The sequence below is a fragment of the Mesoplasma seiffertii ATCC 49495 genome (genome assembly GCF_000518725.1).
Classification (GTDB): domain Bacteria; phylum Bacillota_I; class Bacilli_A; order Mycoplasmatales; family Mycoplasmataceae; genus Tullyiplasma; species Tullyiplasma seiffertii.
Map to the genome: position 1 here is coordinate 71,449 of NZ_KI912486.1, position 25,409 is coordinate 96,857.

Below are 25,409 nucleotides of genomic sequence, written 5' to 3' on the forward strand. Positions count from 1 at the left end.
TAAATCATAAGTATCTGGCTGTAATACCCTTCATAGTTATTACAATTTAATTAAAGCACTTTAATCAATGTTTTTACATTTTTTCCAAAAAAATTGAACCTTTTTGGAAAAAAATCTATTTTGAAATAAAAAAATAAAGCCTTCGCTTTACTTTGTTTATAACCCTGCTCCATTAAGTTCACTCTGCAATTCTCGATAATTTGGCAAATATTGTTCTACAAATCTTCAAAAATCTTTTGAATGATTATGGTGACGTAAATGCGCCAGTTCGTGAACAATTACATAGTCAATAATTTCTGGTCTAAAGTGTAATAGTTTAGTATTAAAAATAATTTTTTGTTGAACCGGATAACAAACCCCTCATTTTAGATTCATTATTCTGACACTTAAATTTTTAAACTGCACATTCATTTTAATTGCTCATTGAGAAGAACGATTAATAAACCAATTTTTATAATGATTAGCTAAAAAAGCATACAGCTTTGTTAACTGCAGTTCTAAATCATGATAATCTTTCATCATAATACCATCGCTAGTTTGTTTAGCATGAACATTTTGATCAATTAAAGTGACATTTACAGTATTGTCAAAAAGTTTGATTCAAGGTTGTGTGCCATAAAAGTCATGCTTTGAGCGAACCTCATAATTTGTTTGAACTTTAATTATTTTAGATAAGTTTTTATAGATAAGTTTTTCCACTTCTCAATCAGGAGAGTTATATGGTGCTGAAACATAAATTGTTCCTTCTCTAACTCTTAAGATAATATTTTTTTGATTTCCATAGCGAATATAATAGTTAATTTTATTGCCATTGGATGTTAGCGTTTTTTTAATTTCTGCCATTATATCCTTTCTTTATTGTGCAATTATTATTATATAAAAAATAAACCTTATTGGTCTATTTTTAATTATTAAATTTAAAGAAGCAAACATCTCCATCTTGCATAATGTATTGTTTACCTTCTAAACGCATTTTTCCTGATTCTTTAACTGCCTTTTCAGTTCCGCATTCTAATAAATCATTAATGTGATAAATGTCTGCTTTAATAAATCCTTTTTCAAAATCAGTATGAATGATTCCAGCACATTGTGGAGCTGTTGCTCCTTTAGGAAATTGTCAAGAACGAGCTTCTTGAGGACCCGCTGTGAAATATGTTTGTAAACCTAGTGTTGCATATGCTGCTTGAATTAATGAGTCTAAACCTGACTGTGAAGCTCCTAAATCTGCTAAAAATTCACTTTTTTCTTCAGCCGATGCTTCTGATAAGTCTTCTTCAATCTTGGCACAAATTTTAACTACCTGAGAATTTGATTTTTTAGCAAACTCTTTAACTTGTTGAACGTATTGATTATCTTCTTGTAGCTCGTCATCATTGACGTTACATACATAAATAAATTTCTTTGAAGTCAATAATTGAAAACCTTTTAAAATTTTAGTTTCCTCGTCATTTAACTCTAAAGTATTTAATAACTCTCCAGCAGCTAAACATGCCTGCAGTTTTTGTAAAACTTCATTTTCAAATAAGTGAGCTTTGTCACCGCTTTTTACTTTTGGAGCAATACGTTCAATACGTTTTTTAATTGTTGCTTCATCTGCAAGCATTAATTCTAAATTAATTATTTCAATATCACGAATTGGATCAACACTTCCTTCAACATGGGTAATATCTTTATTATCAAAACATCTTACCACTTCACAAATTGCGTCAGTTTCACGAATATTTGCTAAAAAAGCATTCCCCAATCCTTCTCCTTTAGAAGCTCCTGCAATCAAACCAGCAATATCTACGAACTCAATTGTTGTTGCAATTTTCTTTTTTGATTCAAAAATTCTTGCTAATTCATCAAGTCTTTTGTCTGGTACTTCAACTACTCCAACATTTGGCTCAATAGTTGCAAATGGATAATTTGCTGCTTCAACTTTTGAATTTGTAATAGCATTAAACAATGTTGACTTTCCAACATTGGGCAAACCAACGATTCCTGCTTTAAATGACATATTTTATTCCTCTTTCTTTTTTATAATTTTTTTAAGTTGTTTATTAATCGTTTCACGTTTTAACTCGATAAACAAATCAAAAATTTTTGTGCTACGAAATTTATATTTAGCACCAATTCTAATTAATTCTCACGTAACTGTTTGACTTGGATGTGGCTTGTTAAATTCGACTACATCACCAATTTCAAGTTCTTCTCAAGCCATTATTGAGACTCCTTTTTAATTTGCGAATACTTACGAGGATACATTGAATTTGTTGATCCTGTTTTTAGATAAAATAAGTTAACTCTAGTTCCAAAACCAACATCTTCTAAAACTTGTTTATCTACAAGTTTCAATTTCATACGTTCATCTTTGCCCTTTAAGTCTTTAATCTCGTCTTCAGCACGAGGACCTTTTAAGGCAATAAAATGACCATTAACTTTAACCATTTGTACGCCAATTTCTAACAAGATATCTAAATAAGCAACTGCTCGAGAAATTACTAAATCGTATTCTTCATGATGGTTTATTGAAAACTCTTCTGCTCGTTGATTAGAAACTTCAATTCCTGTCAAACCTAATTCCTTAATTAGTTGATTTAAAAAATTTACCTTTTTATTGTTAGATTCAATTAAAGTTACCTGAGTTTCTGGAAAAAATATCTTAAGCACCACTCCCGGAAACCCTGGACCTGTCCCAATATCGGCAATCTTTTGATCAACGATTGAATAGTTTTCTGTAAACAACAATGAATCTAAAAAGTGTTTTTCAAAAACTTCATCGATGTTTGTAATTCTTGTTAGGTTGTACTTTGCATTTTCACTAACTAAAAATTCATAGTACTTCATTAATTGTTCCTTAACAATTGGTGTTAAAGAAATATTACGATAGTTGTCAAATATTTTTCAATTTGTAAACATAATGTCCCTTTCTAAAAAGAGACCTGCTCTTTTAATTAAAATAAATTTTTGCGAGCATTGCAAAAGTAAAGCGTTCCGCTATAAATACTAAAGAATGTTGCAATATACATTGGAATCATAATTAATTGGTTAATTCAGCCATATTCTCCCGTAGCCTGTACTTCACTTCCAAAGAATTTAAAGTTAACGAAGAAAAGTAATGACAACCCAATCATTTGGAAAGTTGTCTTTAATTTTCCTCCCATTCCTGCTGCCAGGGTAATTTGCTTTGAAGATAAAATCATACGGATAAAGTCAACAATTGTATCTCGTAAAATTAAAACTAATACCATTCATAAAGGAATCATTCCAGTAACTGCTAATAATATTAACGCTGAGTTAACTAACAACTTATCAGCAATTGGATCAAAAAACTTCCCAAAATCTGTAACTTGATTGTTTCTGCGAGCCAAATACCCATCCAGAAAATCAGTCAATGAGGCTAAAATAAAGACTATTCCTGCAACCATTCACAAAATTGGTAAGCGATATTGATATTTACCAAAACTCCCAATTGCTCATTGTCAGTCAGGAATCTTAATATCTTTCATTTCAATGTAATAACTCGCTAATATTAAACTTATTACAACTGGTACCAGTAATAGACGAATTAGTGTCAAAATGTTGGGCACATTTAATGTTGTTTTTTTCTCCATAATTTACCTCATTATCATTAATAATTTTATCACAAATAAAAAATCCATTAGAAATGGATTTTAAGTATCTAAGGAAGTTTTTCTACTATCTTATCGTTTCAAAACTTTATTAACAGATGTTTTAATAATTTCAGAGGCTTTTCTTTTAGCAATAACTTCTTCAGGTTGAATTTCACCCTCAAATCCATTAACAAATGGATCTTTTTTGAATTTGTATTCTTGAATGAAATATAGTACTGCAATTGCACTAATTCCAGCTATTAGTAATAATAAGAAAATAAATCCTGATGATTCAATTCATTTTGTTTTGACATAGATATCATCAACTTTAACACCTTTATATACATCAATTGGCACTAAGAATGTATAAATTCCTAAAATAACAAACAACGCTAGTAGAATTCCTGAAACTCAAGCAACTGGTAAAAATCCCTTGATTTTTTCGACTTCCACTTTGTTTGTCATACGGTTTTTAATTGATGCAAATATTAATACTGTAATAAACGAAAATCCAAAACATGCAGCAGTTGAAGACATAATTCCTACATATTTAGCAGCATTTCCAAATACTAGTCCTTGATAAATATTATCTCCGTCAGCATTGACAATATTTGTGCTTGTTCCAAACCCTTGTCAATCTCCAGATGATAGTCCAAATCCTAATGTTAAAAATAAGGTAAAAATGATAATTGAAGCAACCATTTGAATGTATCCGGCTTTAATATAATCGATATTTCTTCCTTTTGAATAAACAACACGAGATTGAGCATCAGATTGCATTCCAACAACTCCGATGTAAGAGAAAATATTAATTCCCATGAAACAGATTACAATTGATACCAAGTTAGTGATTAAAGTCCCTGCTCCTTTACCACCAAATACTTGAACAAGTACATTTTCGATTGTTCCATCTGGTGATCCTAAGAATAATGAAATTGCCATTAATACATAGAAAATTGCTACGAAGATCATCCCAAATAATAACGCTTTGGGAACAACTTCTTTATGTTTAGCTGTTTTTTGGGCATTGGCAATATAAATGAATCCATCAAATGAGAATAAAATTCCTCCAAACCCACGAATAAATAGTCCTGGATCAAAATCAGAAGTTGATCATGATTGATCTCCAAATCCACCATTACTCATTGCTCCATTTGTTCCTGCTAAAATAAATCCAGCAAATAACGCAATAATCAACGGGATGAATTTAAAGAATGTTCCAAAAAGTAAGATTTTTTTTGAAGCATTAAATGGTGAATACATATTAATGAATAAGAAAATCACAATCATTGAAATTCCTATAAATAAATATAGTGAAAACATTGCTCCTGGTGGCAAGACCACATTGAAAATTTTAAATATATAAGTTACGAATAATACTGTAAAAATTCCTTGACAACTTGGTACATAAATAATTAGATACATCATGCTACATAGTGATGCCGCTTTACGACCCACAAATAGTTTAGTTCAGTTTCCAATTGTTCCATTTCCAAATTTTCTTGTAGCTGAAGAAATTTCAATAAAGACATAAACTATCCCCACACATACCATTCCTACAACAAATCACAAAATAATCGCAATAATGGGATTACCTGTTTCAACTAATAACTCGTTATTTTTGACATAAATACCAGTACCAACAACAGTACCAATAACCATCGTAAATAAAGTTAATAGTTCAAAAAGCTTAGCTTTATTTTTTATCATATAACATTTCCTTTCAACACAATTTCTATAAGTTTATAACATTACGTTGAAAAAGTAAAACACTTTCTTTTTGACACCTTGAAATTTTATAGTCAAGCTTTAAAAACTCGCTTATACCCTGCTTTAAACAGCTCACCCAAAGCCCATGCAAGTGCTAAAAGACCTACCAAAACTACATATCATCAATTTAAATTAATGCCTTGATGAGTTCCCGTCATAATTTTAAATCCCAAATTATTTAAATAATTATCAATTCCAATAAATAAAAATGGAATTGTTGCAAATCCTAATAGTCCATAAACAAGTTTTTTAGATGGTTGTGATTTAACAAACGAAATTTGTTCTGTTCGATATACAAAAATAATCACAATATGTGTCAAAATTGACTCTAAAAAGAATGCCGTTTGAAATTGTTGCTGATCTAATGCTTCATGAGCTGCAACTCCATTAGTTAATAAACCAAACACAAATCCTAAAATTACAAAGTTTAGAATACTAATAATTGTTAATACCATTCCATTTCAAAGACCAAAGGGAATAATTGATTTTGCATTTCACTTTTGTGGGTGACGAATACTACTGTCGTCAACAGAATCAAAGACAAAAATTAAGTTAGCAAAATCAAAAATTAAATTTTGTAGCAGTAATTGAATTGGTGACATTGATGGAAACTCAAGTCACAATGCTGAGATTAATAAGGTTAAAAGCATTCCAAAATTGGCAGCTACAGTGATTTTGATATATTTAATCGCATTAGCAAAAATTTCTCGGCCCTTGACAAAAGCATTTTCCAATACTCGTAAGTCTTTTTCCAATAAAATTACGTCTGCTGCCGCTTTTGCTAATGGTGTTCCATTATTTACTGAAATTCCTACATCCGCTGTTTTTAAAGCACCTGCATCATTAACTCCATCTCCTAAAAATGCAACTACATTATTATTTTTTAGAATTTCAATGATTTTTGTTTTATCACTTGGGGAAAGCTTTGCTAAAACATTAGCATCCTGCAAAACATTTTCTAATTCTACAGTTGATAGTGTTTCTAATTCTTCACCCTTTAACGCAACTGGTAATTTTAAGTTAATTTGTTGTGCAATATTAAGAGCAATATCTTGAGCATCACCAGTTAAAATTTTTAAATCAATGTTGTATTTTTCAATAACTTTCAACGTTTCTTTAACATCTGCTTTTAAGACATCTTCAAAAAAGGCCATTCCTTCTAAAACTAATTCCGCATCTTTAAAAGTTTTTGTTAAGGCACTTGCTACTAAAATACTTCTAAATCCTTGTTTAGTCCAACTATCAACTGTTTGTTTAACCATATTAGTTAGTTCTTCTGACAATTCAATAACTTTTTTATTGATTCTTATAAAATTTGCTCGACTAAGAATTTCATCAACTGATCCTTTGGAAATTTGTAAGTATTCTTTTTTATCTTTAACTAAAACTGAGGCAATTCGCGTTTCATGACTGAATGCTTGTTCTTCAATAAATTTAACATCACTTAAATCAATTTGAGAACCTAGTAAATCAACAATGGCTTGATCAATTTTATTGCCCAAGTTTTGTTGATAATTAGCATTTAAAAGCAATAGTCTTAATAAATAAGGGTCTTTTTGATTATTAAAATTTTGACAGCTATTTAGCTCAACTTTATCTAAAGTTAGCGTTCCAGTTTTATCAGTTGCCAAAATATTAACACTTCCCATATTTTGAACAACACTAAGCTTTTTAATTACAACTTTTTCTTTGGCAAGTTTTTTGCTTCCCAACTTTAAGTTAGAGGAAATAATTGCTGGCAATGCTTCTGGAGTTAGGGCAACCGCAATTGATAACGCAAAAACTAGTGCAGATACTCAATCTTGGGTTGTCCCTCCGCTTCGTAATCCGGCTGCAATCATAATAATTGGAACCATCACTAAAATAGAGGCAACTAAGATACGAGTAATTTTAGTTAATCCTTTTTCATAGTCGCTCGGTTCGTCATCATCAACCATTTCTAGAATTGCTGAGGCGTAGTTTTTTGTTCCCACATTAATGATTACAGCTATACAAGTTCCTGTAGTAATTGTTGTTTGAGCAAATAAAATATTTTCTAATTCAATTAAGCGTTGTTTAGAATTGGTTACGTATTTCTGAATCGCTTGTGATTCACCTGTTAAAGATGACTGATCAACTGCTAAATTATTGATTCACAAAATTCTTGCATCGGCAGGAACAATATCGCCTTGATGTAAAACTATTACATCCCCATAAAGCAAATGTGACTGATCACAGTTAATTAAATTATTTTTGATATTTAAAAAGTTAAGATTTTTAAAGTCTGTTAGCGAAGAATTTAAAACTAGAAAATTGTTTTCAATAATTTTATTTAATTCAATATTTGTTTTATAGGCTTTATACTCTTGAATATAATCAATTATTCCGGCTAGAAAAATCATGAAAAAAACAATTAACGACGAAATTAAATTGATCAAATCATGCTTACCATTTTCAGTAACAAAGATATAAACCAATAACTCTCCAATTGCAATTAATCACAATAATAAATTAAATGGTTCAGTGATAGCTTCTAAAAACTTTTTAATATGAGGAAACTTGGCAACTACAATTTCGTTATTCCCATACTTATTTTGTTGATCAAAGCGCATATTTTCATTAACTCCGATGCCTGTTTTTAGTAATGACGAAAGCTCATTAATTTCTGTATTAGCAATTTCAATTACTTTAGAAGTTTCAGAATAGTCAAATTGTTTCATAAGATTTTGCCTCCAACTTATTAAAATAATTTTAACACTTAGGATAAAATCAGAACAAAATAAACTGTATTTATGTGTAAATGTCTTTATATAACAACTTTTGTTCTATACTCACGCTTCATAAAGAACCATTATTATTAGTAAAAAAATCTAGTTTGTATCAACTAGATTTTTTGTTCAATTTATACGATAAATTCCATTTGTAAATTTACTTTTCCTACAATATTAGTTAAACCTTCTTTAGCTATAATATTAACATTTTTCAATATGTCATTATTATTGCTATCTTGGGCAAACTTTGAAAGAGATGGAGTTAAAACTTCAACAGTATACAAATCTTCTAATTTTTTGTACATATAGTTAATAAATCTAGTCGCAGCAGTTTTATAATCAACATTTTCTTCTGCTCGACAATAGCAACATTTTACATTTCTGTAAACTAAATTGTTTTCAATAATATCACTAATTTGCATTGGTTCTGTAGCTTGTTTTATATCATATTTAACTTCAACACTTCCTGAAAAGTAACCACCATTAAATTTTTTATCTCCTGCAATTATTAAAGCTGAATTTTCAGTTATATTAGTCACTTTTATATTTTCTCGAACTACTTTTTGACCATATCTACGAGTAAAAAACGATCTCTTTGATTCCTTTTCGGGTCACAAAGGTTCTCCTGTTACGGGGTCTTTTATCCATTCTTGTGCCGCCATATATTTATGAAGACGATATATTCGATTTCATATTTCGGCTTCAGATGGTAACCTTCTTTTTTCTTCAATTTTCTTTGGATAATAAAAAGTTCCCAACTCCCTCTTACCTATAACATTTTCCATTTTTGGAATTGGATATTTTCTTCTTATAAATCAAAAACATGAAACAGTACTTGAAGTCATAATTGCAGATAAAGAAATAGCTCCTAGTATATTTAAAAATTTCTTCATACATCTCCTTTATTAAAAAATGATTATTCGTGAATTCCGTATCAATATCCGAGACTAAGCAAACTAAATAGTTTTAAAGCAGGTATGGTTTTCATATGCTTATCTTCTCATCCCAAATGGACAGCATATTTATTGCTGACTTTATCATAACCATAAATTAAAAAACTGTGTTCATAGTTTCCAGAAACTACAATTACAGGCACCTTATATTTTTCAATTCATTGTTCAGGTCTTGAAGTATGCATTCATGAAACACTATAATCATCTTTTACTCAGTTACCAACGAAATTTCTAGTGGTTCTTCGCAAATCACTTCCGTATCATAAATTAAATCTTCGATTATTGGCAACTCAAAGATCATAAGCTGTGCTTATCACTTCACCATTCTCCATTCTTGTTGGTTCTACATGTTCAAAATTATCTTGATCCAGTTTTCCATTTCTAAAGTATTTTTTTATTTGTTGCTGTGTAAAGTAATTGTTTTTACCATATATGTGAAAATACTTATACAACATCACTAATGAAACATACTCGCATAATCCTCCATCATCGGGACCTATGTGATACTTGCTTTTGTTTTCGTCGCTAACAATATCGCTAGCATTAGATTCTTTGGAAAATAACACATCTCCAATGGCGTAATAACCTATTTTGTTTTTGCTATCTAACTTTGTAAAAAATTGTCAGTTATTTGGTAACAATGAAAACTTACTGATTTGTTCTTCAGAAATATTTTCTGTATCAACATTAATCATGTCTCCATAATCCTTGCTATAACTTACTTTTTCATTTTCAATTTAGCTATTTATTTTTAAGGTTTCTTGTTGTGGGATTTTTAGTGCCTTAGTTGTTGTACTAAAAGGTGCTGTTATAAAAACTGATAAGGCTAACAATGATAAATATTTAATCATAATAGATTATCTCCCTTCTTTTATACTTTAATTTTATTCTCAATTTTAGTAATCACTAAGGAAGCAAACAACAAACTAATAATTGATTTAGGGTTAATACATCTTAAAAACTAAGCTATAAAAGTATAAAATTTTATAAGAAGCAAAAAACGCATTGATTTTCATCTTTGCGTTTTTTATTTATTTTTTTGATTTGGTTCATCAACCAACAACAAAGTACCCAATACAAAATAATAGATTTACTCCTAACAAGATCGCTGGAGTCAACACTACAACTCCTCAAGAAGTTTTTAAAATTGTTAAACTAATAATCAAAAACACTAATAGTGCAATTGATCCTACTAATAAACCACTCAATAAACCTATTTTAAGTCTTTTTTGGTGTTCTTTGAGTGGAATTATCTTAATCAATCAATAAATACTTAAACCTATTCCAAATAAGGCACAAACACCATTAAGAATTAAATGCCCAATTTCAATTGTTGACAATTGCATTAAAACACCAACTTTCCATAATTTTTATAAGAATCAGTTTGTCCAGCGTCATCTCTAAATGCGGCAAATTTATAATCTTTTTGTTTTAGTTTTTGAATAAGTTCAGGTAACCAAACTTTAGCATAGCTTCGAGTATGACAAACGAAAATTTTTCCTTTTGACAAATGTGACATATATTGATGTATTATTTTATCTTTTCCTGTTTGTGCTTCATTATAATCAGTTCCCAAGTACCCTCTTACTAAGTACTTAATTCCAACTTGCTTTTGAACATAGTCTATTCCTTTAAAATACTGCAAGTATGCTAAACGTACAGGAATATCTTGTTCTGCAATTGTAACTCCATTTTGAGCATAAACATGTTTAATTAACTGATTAGTTTCTTGCAGTTCTTTAACTAACTTTTTTTGATCATGAAGATACTCATCATGAGTGTAAGTATGATTTCCAATTGTATGTCCTTCATTAATAATTCTATCAACAACTTTTTTTGTATCTTCATTAGTTTCGTATTTCACAAGATTAATTCCGGTCATAAAAAATGTTGCATGAATATTTTCAGTTTTTAAAATATCAAGAATTGCTAAATCATCAGTTGTTGGTCCATCATCAAATGTCAACATTACAACTTTTTGATTAGTCTTAATACGATTAACTTCATACCCATGCTTAATTGTCACAATATTAAAAATACTTGTAACCAAAGCCATAAGCAAAAAACTTATCGCAATAATTTTCATAACTTTTGCTTTCATAAATCTCCTATAATTTATTATTCTATCTTAAAATATATTAAACAAAAAAATACTTAAATATCCCACAATAACAAAAATTTTTTTATTTTGCTAAATTGGATTTTAAGTATTTTAGTTTTGAATCAACGAAAAAGTATTTCTATTTCATTTTTTCTTTTAAAGTTTTTGACGGTTTAAATTTAACTCCAGTTTGTGCAGGAATATTAATTGATTCACCAGTCAATGGATTACGTGACACTTTTGATGGTTTTGCAATTGTTACTAATTTTCCAAATCCAGAAATTGTTACTTCTTCAGATTCTTCTAATCTTCTTTGCATTGTCGCAAACACATCATCAACCACAGCCTTAACACTTTTTTTAGTCATATCTGGGTTGTTTGCAATAAGCTCTTCTAAAATCATTTTTTTAGAAACTTGTTCACGCTTAATTCGTGGTGCTCTTGGAGCTTTAGTTTTAACTGGTTCTTCAGTTAAAACTTCTTCACTAACTAAAGCTTCTTCCACTACAACTGGGGTTTCAGCTTTTTTGCTAGCTACTTTTCTTTGCGGTTTTTGTGCTTTTTCTTCAACTTTTTGTTCAATCACTTCTTCGCTATCCACAACTTCAATGATCGCTTCATCTTTCTGAACTTCTTCAACGACAACTTCCTCAACTACTTCTTCTACAACAGGTTCTTCAACAACTTCTTGAGTTGCTGTTATTTCATTGCTATTACTAAGTGGTGTTTCTTCGTGTTTCCCACAAACACAATTAATATTAAAAATTGGTGAAAAATCTTTAAATTCACATTTTGAGTCCTCAGCAATTGCTTCATCACTTTGTTCAATTACGATTTCATCATTAGCTGTATAAATTGCAACAATTGATAAAATGATTCATAATAAAAATGTAGATGGTGCTACGATTAATAAAAAGATATTCGCAATTAAATCCACTCTAAACGCGATTCCGTTATTTCAGTATTCTAAGCTAAAGTTAATTACTCCTGCTGGTCCAAAGAAAAAGTCTTTTGTAAGTCCTTCTTCTTGGTTAAATACTGGGTTTAAAACTTTAATCAACATTGCTACAGCAAATGTTGTCAAGAAAAGAGTTAAAAAGAAAACCAATCAATAATTGATCGCTCTTCTATTACCCTTTTTTTCTACTACAGTTATTTCCATAATGCCTCCATATAATAATTAATTATATTTCTAAAAACATTAAAAGTCATTATAATCTTTAAAATATTTTTTTAAATATCTTTTTTGTTTGACGCATAAAAAATTCATTGTCAAACAAAAGGGCTAATTCTGACTCAGAAATATAGTCAACGATTTTGCTTTTTAAGATCGTTGTTTTAAAATCAGCATGATCTCGTAGGCATTCTAAAGTTGCTTCTTGAATAATGTCGTAGACTGTTTCACGAGTAACTTCTTTATTAAACATTAAGACATATGTCAGTACTCTTTGAGAAAAGTAAATATTTTTAGCATCAGCAATATGTTGATTTATTACATCATAATTAATAACTAAATTTTCTAAGGTATCTTTCATTCGACGAACTGCATAAACTAAAACATTATAAATATCAGGAAAAATAATTCGTTCATTTGAAGAATGCGAAATATCCCGCTCATGTCATAAGTTATTATTCTCTAATCCTACAATAACTTGTGCACGAATATAACGGGCTAAACCAGAAATATTTTCACTTGAAATCGGATTTTTTTTATGTGGCATTGATGAAGAACCTTTTTGATTTTTGGCAAAACCTTCTGCCATTTCATTAACATCAGATCTTTGAAATAAGCGAATTTCTGTAGCAACTTTTTCTAAAGTTGAAGCAATATTTGCAAATACTTCAATTAAGAAAGCATGACGGTCACGTTGGGTAACTTGGGTTGATAAACTGTCAATTCCAAGTTCTAGTTTATCAGCTACATAATCTTCAATTTCTAACTCTAAGTTAGCATAATTACCCATAGAACCTGATATTTTAGCAACTTCAATATGAGATGCTGCTAATTCAAAACGCTCAATTTGACGCATAAATTCTTCATATCATAAGGCAAATTTTAAGCCCAAAGATGTTGGCTCTCCATACATTCCATGAGTACGGCCCATAATTAAAACTTCTTCGTTTGCAATGGCCATTTTTTTCAAAACTTCAGTAATTTGATACAACTCTTTGAACAAAATTTGATTAGATTCTTTAATCATATAATTTTGGGCAGTATCAACAATATCAGTTGAAGTAATTCCTAAGTGAATTCATTTGCTTTCTAGTCCCAATTGTTCAGAAAGCATTCTTGTAAATGCCACAACATCATGCTTAGTAACTTCTTCAATTATTGCCATGCGTTTTAAATCAACATGAGTTTTTTGATTAATTAACTCAATATCTTTATTGGGTATCACGCCAATTTTAGCTCAAGCTTCACACACTAATTGTTCAACTTTTAATCAAATATTATATTTGTTTTCATCATTTCAAATATTTTCAATATCTGCAACCGTATATCTATTAATCATCAAATTCTCCTTTTAGCATGATTGTTTGTGTACGGTCTGGACCAACTGAAAATCCTAAAAATTTAGCTCCTGTTATTTCCGAAATTTTGGCCATATAATTTTTAGCATTTTGCGGTAGTTCTTCATAACTACGTACTTTAGTAATATCTGTTTGTCATCCTGGCATTTCAATATAAATTGGTTGGCATCTTAATAAATCATTATCATTGGCTGGCATAGTTTGAATTTGTTTTCCATCAAGTTCATAAGCAACACATATCTTAACAACTTTTTCAGTATCAAGAACATCAAATAAAGTTAAGAATAGTTCATCAACTCCACCAACTCTAACGGCATACTTCATTGCTACAGCATCAAATCACCCAATACGTCTTGGTCTTCCTGAATTTGAACCATATTCGTTTCCACGTTCACGAATTCTTAAACAAGTCTCATCGGTAATTTCTGTAGGCATTCCTCCTGCTCCAACACGAGTGTTATAAGCTTTTGCAACTCCAACAACTTTTTGAACATGTTTGGCATGAATTCCTGTTCCAATTGACGCATTGTTAGCTGAACATGATGAAGATGTTACAAACGGGTAAGTTCCATGATCAATATCTAATAAAACTCCTTGAGCCCCTTCAAATAAAACAAAACTATTGTTTTCAATTGCTTTAGAAACAATGTCTCCTGAATCAACAATTTTGTCAGCAATAAAGTTGTAATATTGCATTAACTTTTCATAAACATCAGTAAATGAATACGGAGTTCCTTGATAAATTTTTGTGATGATTTCATTATGGTATTCTAAGTTTTCTTGTAAAACAGTTTTAAAGTTTGGTTGTTTAATATCACAAATTCTTATTCCATAACGTGAAGCTTTATCAGCATAAGTTGGACCAATTCCACGTTTTGTAGTTCCAATTTTTTGAGCTTTACGAGCTTCTTCTTGCAACTCATCAATTTGACAATGTCAATCAAAAATTAGATGTGCTCGATCTGAAACAAATAAATTGTCAGTATTAACTCCCGATGCTTGTAAGCGTTGCATTTCCAAAACTAATTTTTCTAAATTAACTACTGCTCCGTTACCAATAACATTTAAAACTTTTGGGTTAAAAATTCCTGATGGAACAATAGTAACTTTATGACGTTTATTGTTAAATTCAATCATATGTCCAGCATTATCTCCACCAGCAAACCTTACAACCATTTCTGCTTTTTGGGCAAAATAGTCAGTAATTTTTCCTTTACCTTCATCTCCCCATTGAGTTCCAACCACAACTAATGATTTGTATTTTCTTTCCATATTTCCTCCTTGAAAACAAACAAAAAACCAGCAAAAAAAGATTACGAAAACCCATAGCTTTTTTTGCTAGTTCTAATAACTCATAATCTTACATCGGTGTAAGGTAGAGACTCCTGCCCAATATGCAGGATTATATAAGTTTTCTATATTAAATTACATAATCAATTATACTCTATATCTTTTAAATAACTTTAAGAAATGTTTTCAAAAGCAGGTTATTTTGTAGAAATTCAGTAGCGATTAAACATAACTTTTTGTTTTGGTTCATATCGTTGGTCTTCTAAAATTCCTTGATTATTTTTGATCACTTTGATTGATCCAATATTGTCGGCTTTACAAGTAACTAAAACTGAGCTCAAGTCATGTTTAGCAGCTTCTTGTAATGCTAGTTGTAAAATTTTTGTACCATAGCCTTTTTGGCGATGATGGGGACTAACTGAATAACCAATATGACCACCATAGTTTAGTAAATAATCATTTAAAGACAATCTGATATTAACCATTCCTACTAATTGATTCGTAGTGCTATCAACGGCCAAAAATTGTAATGATCGAACTCAGCCACTTGGTAAATTTACTCCAGCTTTTTGGTTTTCTAAATAATCTAGTCATTCTTCAACGCTGGGTATCAGAAAAAGTTGTGAACTACCTTCAATTACTTGATGGTCAAAATCTTTACGATATTGTTCAATTGCTGTTTTATATGCTATAGTTGGAATAACTAAATTTATCTCGTTTACCTTACCCATAAAACTCCTAAAAAACACACTATAAAAATAATTATACTCTTTTTTTGAAATCTTTTGTGGAAATTTTTCCATTTTGGTTGGCAATTCACAAAATGTTTTCCGAATTATATTCATTATATTTACCGTTTCTCCTTATTATAAGAAATAAAATTATAGGTGGAGAGATACTCCAAAAAAAATAGGAGGAATTACAAATAATGAAAGTAATTGTAATCGGAACGAATCATGCAGGAACAACTGCTGTCCGCACATTAAAACGTTTAGACCCAAGCATTACTGTAACAACTTATGATAGAAATGATAATATTTCTTTTTTAGGTTGTGGTATTGCTTTATGAGTTAAAGATGAAGTTAAGGACCCTCAAGGGTTATTTTATGCTTCACCCGAAACTTTAGCAGCTGAAGGCATTGAAGTTCATATGCAACATGAATGAGTCGGAATTAATCCTGACACAAAAACTGTTCTAATCAAAGATCTTAAAACAGAAAAAACTTTTGAAGATAGCTATGACAAGTTAATCGTAGCTACTGGTTCTTGACCAGTTCAACCACCAATTCCAGGAATTAATTTAGATGGTGTACAAATTTGTAAAAATTACCACCATGGAAAAATTTTAAAAGGAATCAATAACGATAAAGATATTAAAAACATCACTATTGTTGGAGCAGGTTACATTGGAGTTGAACTAGTTGAAGCCTTCCATGAAGCTGGTAAGAAAGTAACCTTAATTGATGTTGCTGACCGAATCATGCCTAACTATTACGGAGAAAACTTTACTTCTTTAATTGAAAAACGCATGACTGATGCTGGAGTAAAATTAGTTCTTGGTGAAAAAGTTGTTGAATTTGTTGGTCAAACAAATAAAGTAGTTCAAGTAGTCACTGAAAACAGTGTCATCGATACAGACTACGTAGTGTTCTGTCTAGGAATCAAACCTCAAACTGGAATGCTACAAGGAATTGTAGACTTAGCAAGCAATGGCAGCATTAAAGTTAATCGCTACATGCAAACTTCTAACGAAGACATTTATGCTATTGGAGATTGTATTGAAGTTTATGACAATGCTACTGAAAGAAACCATCCAATTGCATTAGCAACAACTTCAGTTCGTACAGGAATTTTGGCAGCAATGAATATTATTAAACCAAATTCATTGCCATCACCAGGATTTTGTGGATCAAATGCAATTGATGTTTTTGGAATGAAAATGGCATCAGTTGGAATTACAGAAAAAGTTGCTCAATCATTAAATATTGACTACGATAAAATTTTCTTTACTGACAACGACCGTCCAGAATTTATGTCAACAACTAAACCTGTTTATTTAGAAATTATTTGAGACAAAGCAACAAGAAAAATTATTGGTGCACAAGTGGCTGGGGAAAATAACCACACAGAGATTATTCATATGTTTTCATTAGGAATTTGAAAAGGACTTACAATTGACGAATTACCATTAGTTGATATGTTCTTTTTACCACACTTTAATAAACCTTATAACTTCGTAACTTTAGCAGGATTAGAAGTTTTAGGATTAAATTACTTTAAAAAAGATAAGTAAAAAATTATGATTAATTTAGTTGTATCTAAGCACACAAACCCTTATTGAAATCTTGCATGTGAGGAGTATTTGACTTATAACAAAAATATAAAAACCCCAATTTTCTTTTTGTGACAAAACCAAAATACAATTGTTGTTGGGCGTAACCAAAATGCTTATTCAGAAATTAATATTGAAAAAGCAAACGCCAATAATGTGACTATCGTTCGTAGAAATACCGGTGGAGGAACCGTTTATCAAGATTTAGGAAATATTTGTTTTTCTTTGATTGTTGAAAATGATCAAAAAAGCATCAATGAAAATTTTCAAAGAACTCTAAGTCCGATTGTTGAATTTTTAAGAAGTAAAAATTTAAACGCTAACTTTTCTGGACGTAACGATATCGAAATTGATGGTTTTAAAGTTTCTGGTAACGCTCAATTAAAAACAAATGATCGAGTATTGCAACATGGAACACTATTATATGATGTTGATTTAAGCAAAATTAATGATTATTTAATTGTTGATCGTACTAAAATGGAATCAAAAAAAATTGCTTCTGTTAGTTCACGAGTAGCTAATATTTCAGCATTATTAGAAGAACCAAAAGATTTAGAAAAGTTTATTAGCGAACTTAAAGACTATTATTTAAAAAATCAAGATATTCAAGAAATTGAATTAACCCCTGAAGAAGTTGCAATTATAGATAAACTTGCAGAAGAAAAGTATGCAACCTGAGAATGAACTTTTGGAAAAAATACGACTTTTGCCAAAACAGCAAAAGTTTATCTTCCTAATAAAGGTTTATTAGAAATCAGATTTACCACTTCTGAAGGTTACATTACTGAAATTAAATTTTATGGAGATTTTTTAGGATATTTAGGAACTGAAAACTTAGAAAAAATTCTTGTTGGTCAAAAATATGAAAAAGCAACAATTACCAATGTAATACGCCATCTTAATATCGCTGAAATATTTGGAGATACATTTGAGATTGATGATATTACTAACTTATTATTTTAATCAAATTTAAAAGGAGGATATATGAAATATATTGGCAAATTTGATGTAACAAAAGACGAAATTATTCGTGTAATGGATAGCACTGGAAAAATCATTAATAAAGATTTAATGCCAGAAATTAGCTTGGAAGAAGTTTTAGAAGCTTATAAAATTATGAACCTTTCAAGAAGACAAGATATTTTCCAAAATCTTGTTCAAAGACAAGGGCGTTTACTATCATTTTTAAGTTCAACAGGGCAAGAAGCTTGTGAAGTTGCTTATTCTTTAAACTTAATTAAAGGTAAAGATTGATTTGTATCTGGATATAGAAATAACGCTGCTTGAATTACATGTGGTGTACCAATCAAAAATGTAATGCTTTACTGAGCTGGAAACGAATACGGAGCAAAATCACCTGATGGAGTTAACGTTTTACCACCAAACATTGTAATTGGTAGTCAATACAGCCATGCAACAGGAATTGCCTTTGCTGAAAAATACAAAGGATCTGACGGAATTGCTTTAACTACTACTGGTGACGGTGGAATGAGTGAGGGTGAAGTTTTCGAAGCGATGAACTTTGCTAAAATTCATGAAGTTCCAGTGATCTTTGTTTGTGAAAATAACCAATGAGCCATTTCGACACCAAGAGGTGAACAAACAAAATCATTAAACTTTGCAATCAAGGGTATTGCTGCTGGAGTTCCTTCATTAAAAGTTGACGGAAATGACTTCTTGGCTTGTTATGGAGTCTTTAAAGAAATTGCTCAATGAGTACGTGAAGGTAACGGACCATTCCTAGTAGAATGTGAAACTTACCGTTTAGGACCTCACTCAAGTGCTGATAATCCTGATGTTTATCGTGATCCTAAGGAATTTGAGGATGCTAAAACTCGTGACCCATTAGTAAGATTAAAAGCTTACTTAATTAAAAACAAAGTTTGAAGTGATGAACAACAAGAAGCATTAGATAATGAACATGATCAATATGTTAAAGAACAATTTGATTGAATGGAACAAAATAAAGCTTATCCACTTGAAGATATCTTTGATTACACATTCGCTGAAAAAAATGATCAGCTTGAAGAACAATATCTTGAAGCAAAAAGATTTTATGAAAAATATCCTAATTCAGTTAAGGGAGGACACTAATCATGCCACTAATTAATAATATTAAAGCCGTTAATCAAGCGCTTGATGTTGCAATGGAAAGAAATAAAAATGTTGTAACTTACGGAGAAGATGTTGGGTTTGAAGGAGGAGTTTTTAGAGCTACTGAAGGACTTCAACAAAAATATGGTGTACACAGATCTTTTAATGCACCAATTTCTGAAAACTTATTTGTTGGAGCAGCTATTGGAATGGCAATCAACGGTTTAACACCAGTTGTTGAATTACAGTTTGAAGGTCTTGGACGTTCAGCTTTACAAAACATTACAACTCATTTAGGAAAAATGCGTAATAGAACTCGTGGAAAATACACATGTCCAATGGTAATTAGAACTCCAATGGGTGGAGGAATTAGTGCTCTTGAACACCACTCTGAATCATTTGAAGCGCTTTATGCTCATACAGCTGGTTTAGTAGTAATTATTCCATCAACACCTTATGATACAAAAGGTCTACTTTTAGCAGCAATTGACTCACCAGATCCAGTAATCTTTTTAGAGCCAACTAAACTGTACCGTGCTTTCAAACAAGAAGTTCCTGAAGGATACTATACTGTACCAATTGGAGTTGGTTATAAAATTCAAGAAGGAAACGATTTAACAATTGTTACTTATGGAGCACCAACTGTTGATTGTCAAAAAGCTTTAGAGCTATTGAAAGAAACTCATCCTGAAGTGACTGTAGATTTAATTGATTTAAGAACAATCAACCCATGAGATCGCGAAATGGTTTTTGAATCTGTTAGAAAAACTGGAAGACTATTAATTGTTAATGAAGCTGTGAAATCATTTGGAGTTGCCAGTGAAATTATTGCTTCTGTTAATGAAAATTGCTTTGACTATTTAAAAGCACCATTAACACGTTGTACAGGATACGATGTAAATATTCCGTTTGTTCAAGGAGAACGTTGATTCAATATTAATCCTCATAAAATTTTAGATAAAATTCATGAAGTTTTAGAATATTAGAACTATAGAAAGAAGAAAAATATGTTTAAAGTTAAATTTACCGATATCGGAGAAGGTTTACACGAAGGAAAAGTGACAGAAGTTCTAGTTAACGTCGGTGATGCTGTAAAAATGGGTCAAAGCCTATTTGTTGTTGAAACTGATAAAGTTAACGCAGAAATCCCTTCTCCAGTCGATGGAAAAGTCTCTGAAATCCTTATTAAAAAAGACCAAGATATTAATGTGGGAGAAGTTGTTTTTGTAATTGATGACGGGTCAGCTAGTGCTGATGAGCCTGTGGCTGTTGCTACAACAAAAGAACCTGAATTAAGCGGTGGTTCATGTACACCTAATCTACCAGAACCAGAAGAAGAAGAAAATGCCAGTGTTGTTGGATCTACACCAGTTTCAAATCATGTAATTACTCGTCAAGTTCCTCAACCAGCAGATATTAAAAAACCGGCAGTTGACGTTCGTGCAACTCCACAAGCTAGAAGACTGGCAGCAAAATTAAATATTGATTTGACCAAAATTACTGCTTCTTCACCAAGTGGAAGAATTTCAATTGAGGATATTGAGGCATACAACAGTCAAGCACAAACTGCAACTGTTCAAACTCCTTCAGTTCAAACTGCAACTCGTCCTAATTTACCAACAACAGGTTTAGAAGTTGAATCTATGGCAATGTCAGGAATTAGAAAAGCAACTGTTAAGGCCATGAAATACTCACACTCAACAAATGCTTCATTTACATCATTTAAGAAAATTGATATTACAAATATCTATGACTTACGTAATAATTTAAAAGATTTTGCACAACAAAGTAATATTAAATTAACTTATTTAGCATTTATTGTAAAAGCAGTCGCTAAAGCTCTTGTTGATAACCCAAATATTAATGTTCGTATTGATGAAGAAAACAATGCTATTCAATACATTAAAAATATTAATATTTCTGTGGCAGTTGACACTCCATATGGACTTGTTGTTCCTGTCATCTTCAATGCAAACAATTTAAGTTTGTTTGAAATTGCTAAAGAAATTACAAATATTGCTGCTAAAGCTAAAGACAAAAAATTAGCAGCTGGTGATATGAGTAACGGAACATTTACAATTTCCAATATTGGAAGTGTTGGTTTAGAATATGCAACTCCAATTATCAATTCTCCTGAATCAGCAATTATGGGAGTGGGAATTATGAAAAAAGAACCTGTATATGTTGGAGATGAAATTAAACCAAGATATATGATGCCATTTTCAATTACAGCTGACCACAGAGTGATTGATGGGGCCGACGTTGGGCGTTTCTTACAAAAAGTAGAAGAATACTTAACTAACCCAATTATTTTATTAACATAATTATGAAAGAAGGAAATTCTATGAATTCACAAAATGCTCATGGAACATGCCCTCTAAACTCTAATTCACAACCTAAATTAAACAACATCGAAGATAAATTCGATGTTGTTGTTATTGGTGGTGGAATTGGTGGGTATGTTTGTGCCATCAAATGTGCACAGTTAGGTTTAAAAACAATGATTGTTGAAAAAAATAGTTTCGGAGGAGTTTGTTTAAATATTGGATGTATTCCCACAAAAGCCCTATTAAAAACTGCAAAAGTTTTTGACCAAATTGTTAAAGCCGAAAAGTTTGGGATTGAATTTGAAAACGACCCTAAGCCTAAGTTAAATTGATCTAAAGCACAAGATCGTAAAAACTCAGTTGTTAAAAAGTTAACTACTGGTGTTGAATATTTATTGAAAAAAAATAAAGTAGTTATCATCAAGGGTGATGCTGAAGTTACTGCTAAAAATGTCGTTACTGTTGGTGACAAAAACTATGAGTTTAAAAATATTGTCTTAGCTACTGGTTCAGTTCCAATTACATTAAACTTACCTGGTTTTGATAAAGGTTATGAAGCGGGAACAATTATAACTTCAACAGAAGCTCTATCACTACCTAAAATTCCTGATTCAATTGTTATAATTGGAGGAGGGGTTATCGGAGTTGAGTTTGCATGTTTATATGCTCAACTTGGAACAAAGGTTACTTTACTTCAAGGACTACCAACGATCTTAGAAATGTTGGATGAAGATATCATTGCAGAAATGACAAAAGTTATTGTTAACAAATATGGAATTAACTTAGTTACTAATGCTAAAGTTAAAGAACTATCAAATAATGAATTGATCTATGAAGTTGATGGTAAGGACCAAAAAGTTAAAGCAGATTATATCTTGCAATCAGTTGGTCGTAAAACTGTAGCTAAAGGATTTGACATTTTAAATCTTAAAATGACTGAGCGAAATGCTATTGATGTTAACGATTACTGCGAAACAAACGTTAGTGGTGTTTATGCAATTGGAGATGTTACTGGTAAATCAATGTTAGCCCATGTTGCTAGTCACCAGGGATTAGTTGTTGCCAATCGTATTGCCAAAAACCTTGATTTGAAAATGAACTACGATCGAATTCCAAGTTGTATCTATACTTCTCCTGAAATTGCTGCGATTGGTAAAACTGAAAAACAATTGAAAGACAGCAATATTAAATACGAAAAATTTAACTTCCCATTTGCTGCAATTGGAAAAGCATTAGCCGATGATGATAGTGTTGGATTTGTTAAATTGATTATGGATCCTGAAACTAAAGTTTTATTAGGAGCTCATATTATCGGTAATCGTGCTACAGAAATGATTTCAGAAATAACAACATTAATTGAATGTGAAGGAACAATTTACGAATTGGCCCGTGCCATTCATCCTCACCCAACTATGAGTGAAGCAATCGGTGAAGCAGCTGAAGCATTAGAATCTGGAAAACCATTAAACTTATAGGAGAACCATATGTATACAATTGAAGAAATTAAACAATTTATTAAAAAATCAAAAACTAAAAAAAGAATTGTTTTACCAGAAGGTAATGAACCTTCAATAATTGAAACTGCAAATTACTTAATTGAAAATGATCTGGCAATTCCAATTGTGATTTTTGAGACTAGTGCAAGTGTTTCTCCAAACCTGAGTTCTCAGGCTCAGACAATTATTTTGGATTCTTATGATTCAAGTGAGTTAAGCCAAGCTTTTTTAAACATTAGAAAAGACAAAGCAACAGTTGAGATGGCCAACGCAATTGTAAAACAACCTAATTATGTTGGAACATTGTTAGTTGAATTAGGCCATGCTGATTGTATGCTATTAGGTCTTACTTATACTACAGCCGATTCTTTAAGACCAGCTCTACAAATAATTAAAACTGCTCCCGGTTACAGCTTAGCTAGTTCAGTTTTAATTATGCAAAAAAATGGTCAAAGTCTATTATTTACAGACTGTGGGTTTAATATTAAACCAGACGCTAACCAGCTTGTCGATATCACTAAAATGACAGTAGAGTTTGCTCGTTCAATGAACGTGCTAAATCCTGAAGTTGCATTATTAAGTTACTCAACAAATGGTTCAGGTAAGGGCGAAGATGTTACAAAAGTACAAACTGCTGTAGCTACTTTGGATACTCAAAAAGTTGACTTTAATTACGTTGGAGAAATTCAATTTGATGCTGCTTTTGATAAAACAGTTCGTATGAAAAAAATTCCTTCAAATACATTAACTAAAGAAATCCCGGATGTATTCGTTTTTCCTGACATTAATGCTGGAAACATTGGTTATAAAATCGCTCAAAGGATGGGAAATTGAAATGCAATTGGACCCTTCATTTTGGGACTTAACAAACCAGTTAACGATTTAAGTCGTGGTGCTTCTTTAGAAGACATAATTACAACTGCAATTATTACAATTTTCCAAGCAAGTGAGGTGGCTTAATGGTTTTAGTTATTAACTCAGGAAGTAGCTCAATAAAGTTTAAACTATATAGCAAACAACCTTCACAACATGAACAAGTAATTCTGGAAGGATTAGCCGAAAGAATTACTCTTGATGGTGTTTTGACAATTAAATACAAAAGCGAAAAGACAACCTGACATATGGATTTTCAAAATCATGAAAAAGCTGTTAAAGGAATATTAAGTAAATTTCAGGAATTAGGAGTTATTAAGACAATTGATGAAATTGTTGCTGTTGGATTCCGCGTTGTTAATGGTGGTTTAATTACAGAACCAACAGTCATTAACGAAGTAGTCTATAAAGCAATCTTTGATAATATTGAATTTGCCCCACTTCACAATCCAGGTGCATTGGTAGCAATTGATGCTTTTAAAAAGGTTACTCCTAATGCAGTGCTTGTTGGAAATTTTGATAATGCTTTTCACCATACAATCCCAAAAGATAACTTTTTATATCCTTTACCTATTGAATGATATCAAAAATATAATGTTAGAAAATTTGGGTTTCATGGATTAAGTTATCAATATATTGTTGAAAAGTTTGCTGAATTGTCTAAACTAAACAAAGAAAATCTTAATTTAGTTGTTTGTCATTTAGGAAGTGGTTCCAGTATGGCTTGCATCAAAAATGGTGAGTCATTGGACACAACAATGGGATTTACACCTTTAGGTGGTCTGATGATGGGAACCCGTTCAGGAGATATTGATCCTTCAATTCTAGAATTTATGACCAAAAAACTATCAATGACAATTTCGGAAGTAACTGAACTTTTAAATAAGAAATCAGGATTGTTAGGATTAAGTGGTATTTCTGCTGATATGCGTGATCTAACTATTGCTAGTGCCAAAGGCGACGAGCAAGCTAGTTTAGCTGTTAATAAATATGAACAACTTGTGGCTGACCATATTGTAAAGTTTATTAACAAACTACCCTATGTTGACGCAATTATCTTCACAGCTGGAATTGGAGAAAATTCTTCAGAAAATCGTCAGGGAATAATTGATAAAATTAAAATTTTAAATATTAACCTTGATCAAACCGCTAATAATGAAAAAATCGAAAATTTTAACCTTATTAGTGCCGAAAATTCAGCAATTCCAGTTTATGTTATTAAAACAGACGAAGAGAGCATGATTTATCAAAATACATTAAAGTTTTTATAATAAATAAAAAGTCGCAAGAAATTG

General features: G+C 30.9%; 23 protein-coding genes and 1 riboswitch. Of the genes, 8 read left to right on the forward strand and 15 right to left on the reverse strand.

What is annotated here, in order from left to right:
- Positions 1-156: 156 nt before the first annotated feature.
- The 15 genes from L872_RS0103375 to L872_RS0103450 form a co-directional block, all read right to left on the reverse strand.
- Positions 157-843: a M48 family metallopeptidase gene (locus L872_RS0103375; protein ID WP_027063433.1), complete on the reverse strand. Its 687-nt coding sequence runs from the start codon at positions 841-843 to the stop codon at positions 157-159.
- Positions 844-904: 61 nt separating this feature from the next.
- Positions 905-1,999: a redox-regulated ATPase YchF gene (gene ychF / locus L872_RS0103380; protein ID WP_027063434.1), complete on the reverse strand. Its 1,095-nt coding sequence runs from the start codon at positions 1,997-1,999 to the stop codon at positions 905-907.
- 3 nt (positions 2,000-2,002) lie between these two features.
- Positions 2,003-2,203 carry a DUF951 family protein gene (locus tag L872_RS0103385; RefSeq protein WP_027063435.1) on the reverse strand — a complete coding sequence of 67 codons (201 nt, stop codon included), beginning with the start codon at positions 2,201-2,203 and terminating at the stop codon, positions 2,003-2,005.
- Positions 2,203-2,901 carry a 16S rRNA (guanine(527)-N(7))-methyltransferase RsmG gene (gene rsmG / locus L872_RS0103390; protein WP_027063436.1) on the reverse strand — a complete coding sequence of 233 codons (699 nt, stop codon included), beginning with the start codon at positions 2,899-2,901 and terminating at the stop codon, positions 2,203-2,205. Before rsmG ends, L872_RS0103385 begins: the two co-directional genes overlap by 1 nt.
- A gap of 35 nt (positions 2,902-2,936) precedes the next feature.
- Positions 2,937-3,596 carry a CDP-diacylglycerol--glycerol-3-phosphate 3-phosphatidyltransferase gene (gene pgsA / locus L872_RS0103395; RefSeq protein WP_027063437.1) on the reverse strand — a complete coding sequence of 220 codons (660 nt, stop codon included), beginning with the start codon at positions 3,594-3,596 and terminating at the stop codon, positions 2,937-2,939.
- 90 nt (positions 3,597-3,686) lie between these two features.
- Entirely contained in the window at positions 3,687-5,306 is a 1,620-nt protein-coding gene (locus L872_RS04755; protein WP_051418460.1) for an APC family permease, read from the reverse strand.
- A gap of 86 nt (positions 5,307-5,392) precedes the next feature.
- Positions 5,393-8,065, reverse strand: a complete 2,673-nt coding sequence (locus L872_RS0103405; protein ID WP_036268984.1) for an HAD-IC family P-type ATPase — start codon at positions 8,063-8,065, stop codon at positions 5,393-5,395.
- Positions 8,066-8,247: 182 nt separating this feature from the next.
- Positions 8,248-9,009, reverse strand: a complete 762-nt coding sequence (locus tag L872_RS0103410; protein ID WP_027063439.1) for a hypothetical protein — start codon at positions 9,007-9,009, stop codon at positions 8,248-8,250.
- Positions 9,010-9,032: 23 nt separating this feature from the next.
- Positions 9,033-9,764 carry a putative cysteine peptidase gene (locus tag L872_RS04955; protein WP_051418461.1) on the reverse strand — a complete coding sequence of 244 codons (732 nt, stop codon included), beginning with the start codon at positions 9,762-9,764 and terminating at the stop codon, positions 9,033-9,035.
- A 336-nt stretch (positions 9,765-10,100) separates the two neighbouring features.
- Positions 10,101-10,415 carry a hypothetical protein gene (locus tag L872_RS0103425; RefSeq protein WP_027063440.1) on the reverse strand — a complete coding sequence of 105 codons (315 nt, stop codon included), beginning with the start codon at positions 10,413-10,415 and terminating at the stop codon, positions 10,101-10,103.
- A complete protein-coding gene (locus tag L872_RS0103430; RefSeq protein ID WP_027063441.1) occupies positions 10,415-11,170 on the reverse strand; it encodes a polysaccharide deacetylase family protein in 756 nt (251 codons plus the stop codon). The genes L872_RS0103425 and L872_RS0103430 overlap by 1 nt, the downstream gene beginning before the upstream one ends.
- Positions 11,171-11,309: 139 nt before the next feature.
- On the reverse strand, positions 11,310-12,332 hold the full coding sequence (locus tag L872_RS04960) for an HU family DNA-binding protein (protein ID WP_051418462.1): 1,023 nt from the start codon (positions 12,330-12,332) through the stop codon (positions 11,310-11,312).
- A gap of 58 nt (positions 12,333-12,390) precedes the next feature.
- Positions 12,391-13,683 carry an adenylosuccinate lyase gene (gene purB / locus L872_RS0103440; RefSeq protein WP_027063443.1) on the reverse strand — a complete coding sequence of 431 codons (1,293 nt, stop codon included), beginning with the start codon at positions 13,681-13,683 and terminating at the stop codon, positions 12,391-12,393.
- Positions 13,676-14,974 (reverse strand): adenylosuccinate synthase, encoded by a 1,299-nt coding sequence (locus tag L872_RS0103445; RefSeq protein ID WP_027063444.1) that lies wholly within the window; start codon positions 14,972-14,974, stop codon positions 13,676-13,678. Before L872_RS0103445 ends, purB begins: the two co-directional genes overlap by 8 nt.
- Before the next feature lie 63 nt (positions 14,975-15,037).
- A riboswitch (purine riboswitch) is annotated at positions 15,038-15,132 on the reverse strand.
- Positions 15,133-15,189: 57 nt separating this feature from the next.
- Complete coding sequence (locus L872_RS0103450; protein ID WP_051418463.1) at positions 15,190-15,723, reverse strand: GNAT family N-acetyltransferase; 534 nt, start codon at positions 15,721-15,723, stop codon at positions 15,190-15,192.
- Positions 15,724-15,920: 197 nt separating this feature from the next.
- On the opposite strand from L872_RS0103450, the gene L872_RS0103455 reads away from it, so the two are divergent.
- From L872_RS0103455 to L872_RS0103490, 8 genes are read left to right on the forward strand one after another with little or no spacing between them, the layout of a single operon-like run.
- Positions 15,921-17,285: an FAD-dependent oxidoreductase gene (locus L872_RS0103455; protein WP_027063446.1), complete on the forward strand. Its 1,365-nt coding sequence runs from the start codon at positions 15,921-15,923 to the stop codon at positions 17,283-17,285.
- 6 nt (positions 17,286-17,291) lie between these two features.
- Complete coding sequence (lplA, locus tag L872_RS0103460; RefSeq protein ID WP_027063447.1) at positions 17,292-18,287, forward strand: lipoate--protein ligase; 996 nt, start codon at positions 17,292-17,294, stop codon at positions 18,285-18,287.
- Positions 18,288-18,308: 21 nt separating this feature from the next.
- Positions 18,309-19,418, forward strand: a complete 1,110-nt coding sequence (gene pdhA, locus L872_RS0103465; RefSeq protein WP_027063448.1) for a pyruvate dehydrogenase (acetyl-transferring) E1 component subunit alpha — start codon at positions 18,309-18,311, stop codon at positions 19,416-19,418.
- 2 nt (positions 19,419-19,420) lie between these two features.
- Positions 19,421-20,404 (forward strand): alpha-ketoacid dehydrogenase subunit beta, encoded by a 984-nt coding sequence (locus L872_RS0103470; RefSeq protein WP_027063449.1) that lies wholly within the window; start codon positions 19,421-19,423, stop codon positions 20,402-20,404.
- Between the two features lie 21 nt (positions 20,405-20,425).
- Positions 20,426-21,742, forward strand: a complete 1,317-nt coding sequence (locus L872_RS0103475) for a dihydrolipoamide acetyltransferase family protein (protein ID WP_027063450.1) — start codon at positions 20,426-20,428, stop codon at positions 21,740-21,742.
- Between the two features lie 20 nt (positions 21,743-21,762).
- The gene (gene lpdA, locus L872_RS0103480) at positions 21,763-23,220 is read left to right on the forward strand and encodes a dihydrolipoyl dehydrogenase (protein WP_156923109.1); all 1,458 of its coding nucleotides are present in this window, start codon (positions 21,763-21,765) and stop codon (positions 23,218-23,220) included.
- A 9-nt stretch (positions 23,221-23,229) separates the two neighbouring features.
- Positions 23,230-24,201, forward strand: a complete 972-nt coding sequence (gene pta, locus L872_RS0103485; RefSeq protein WP_027063452.1) for a phosphate acetyltransferase — start codon at positions 23,230-23,232, stop codon at positions 24,199-24,201.
- A complete protein-coding gene (locus tag L872_RS0103490) occupies positions 24,201-25,385 on the forward strand; it encodes an acetate/propionate family kinase (RefSeq protein ID WP_027063453.1) in 1,185 nt (394 codons plus the stop codon). The genes pta and L872_RS0103490 overlap by 1 nt, the downstream gene beginning before the upstream one ends.
- Positions 25,386-25,409 lie beyond the last annotated feature (24 nt).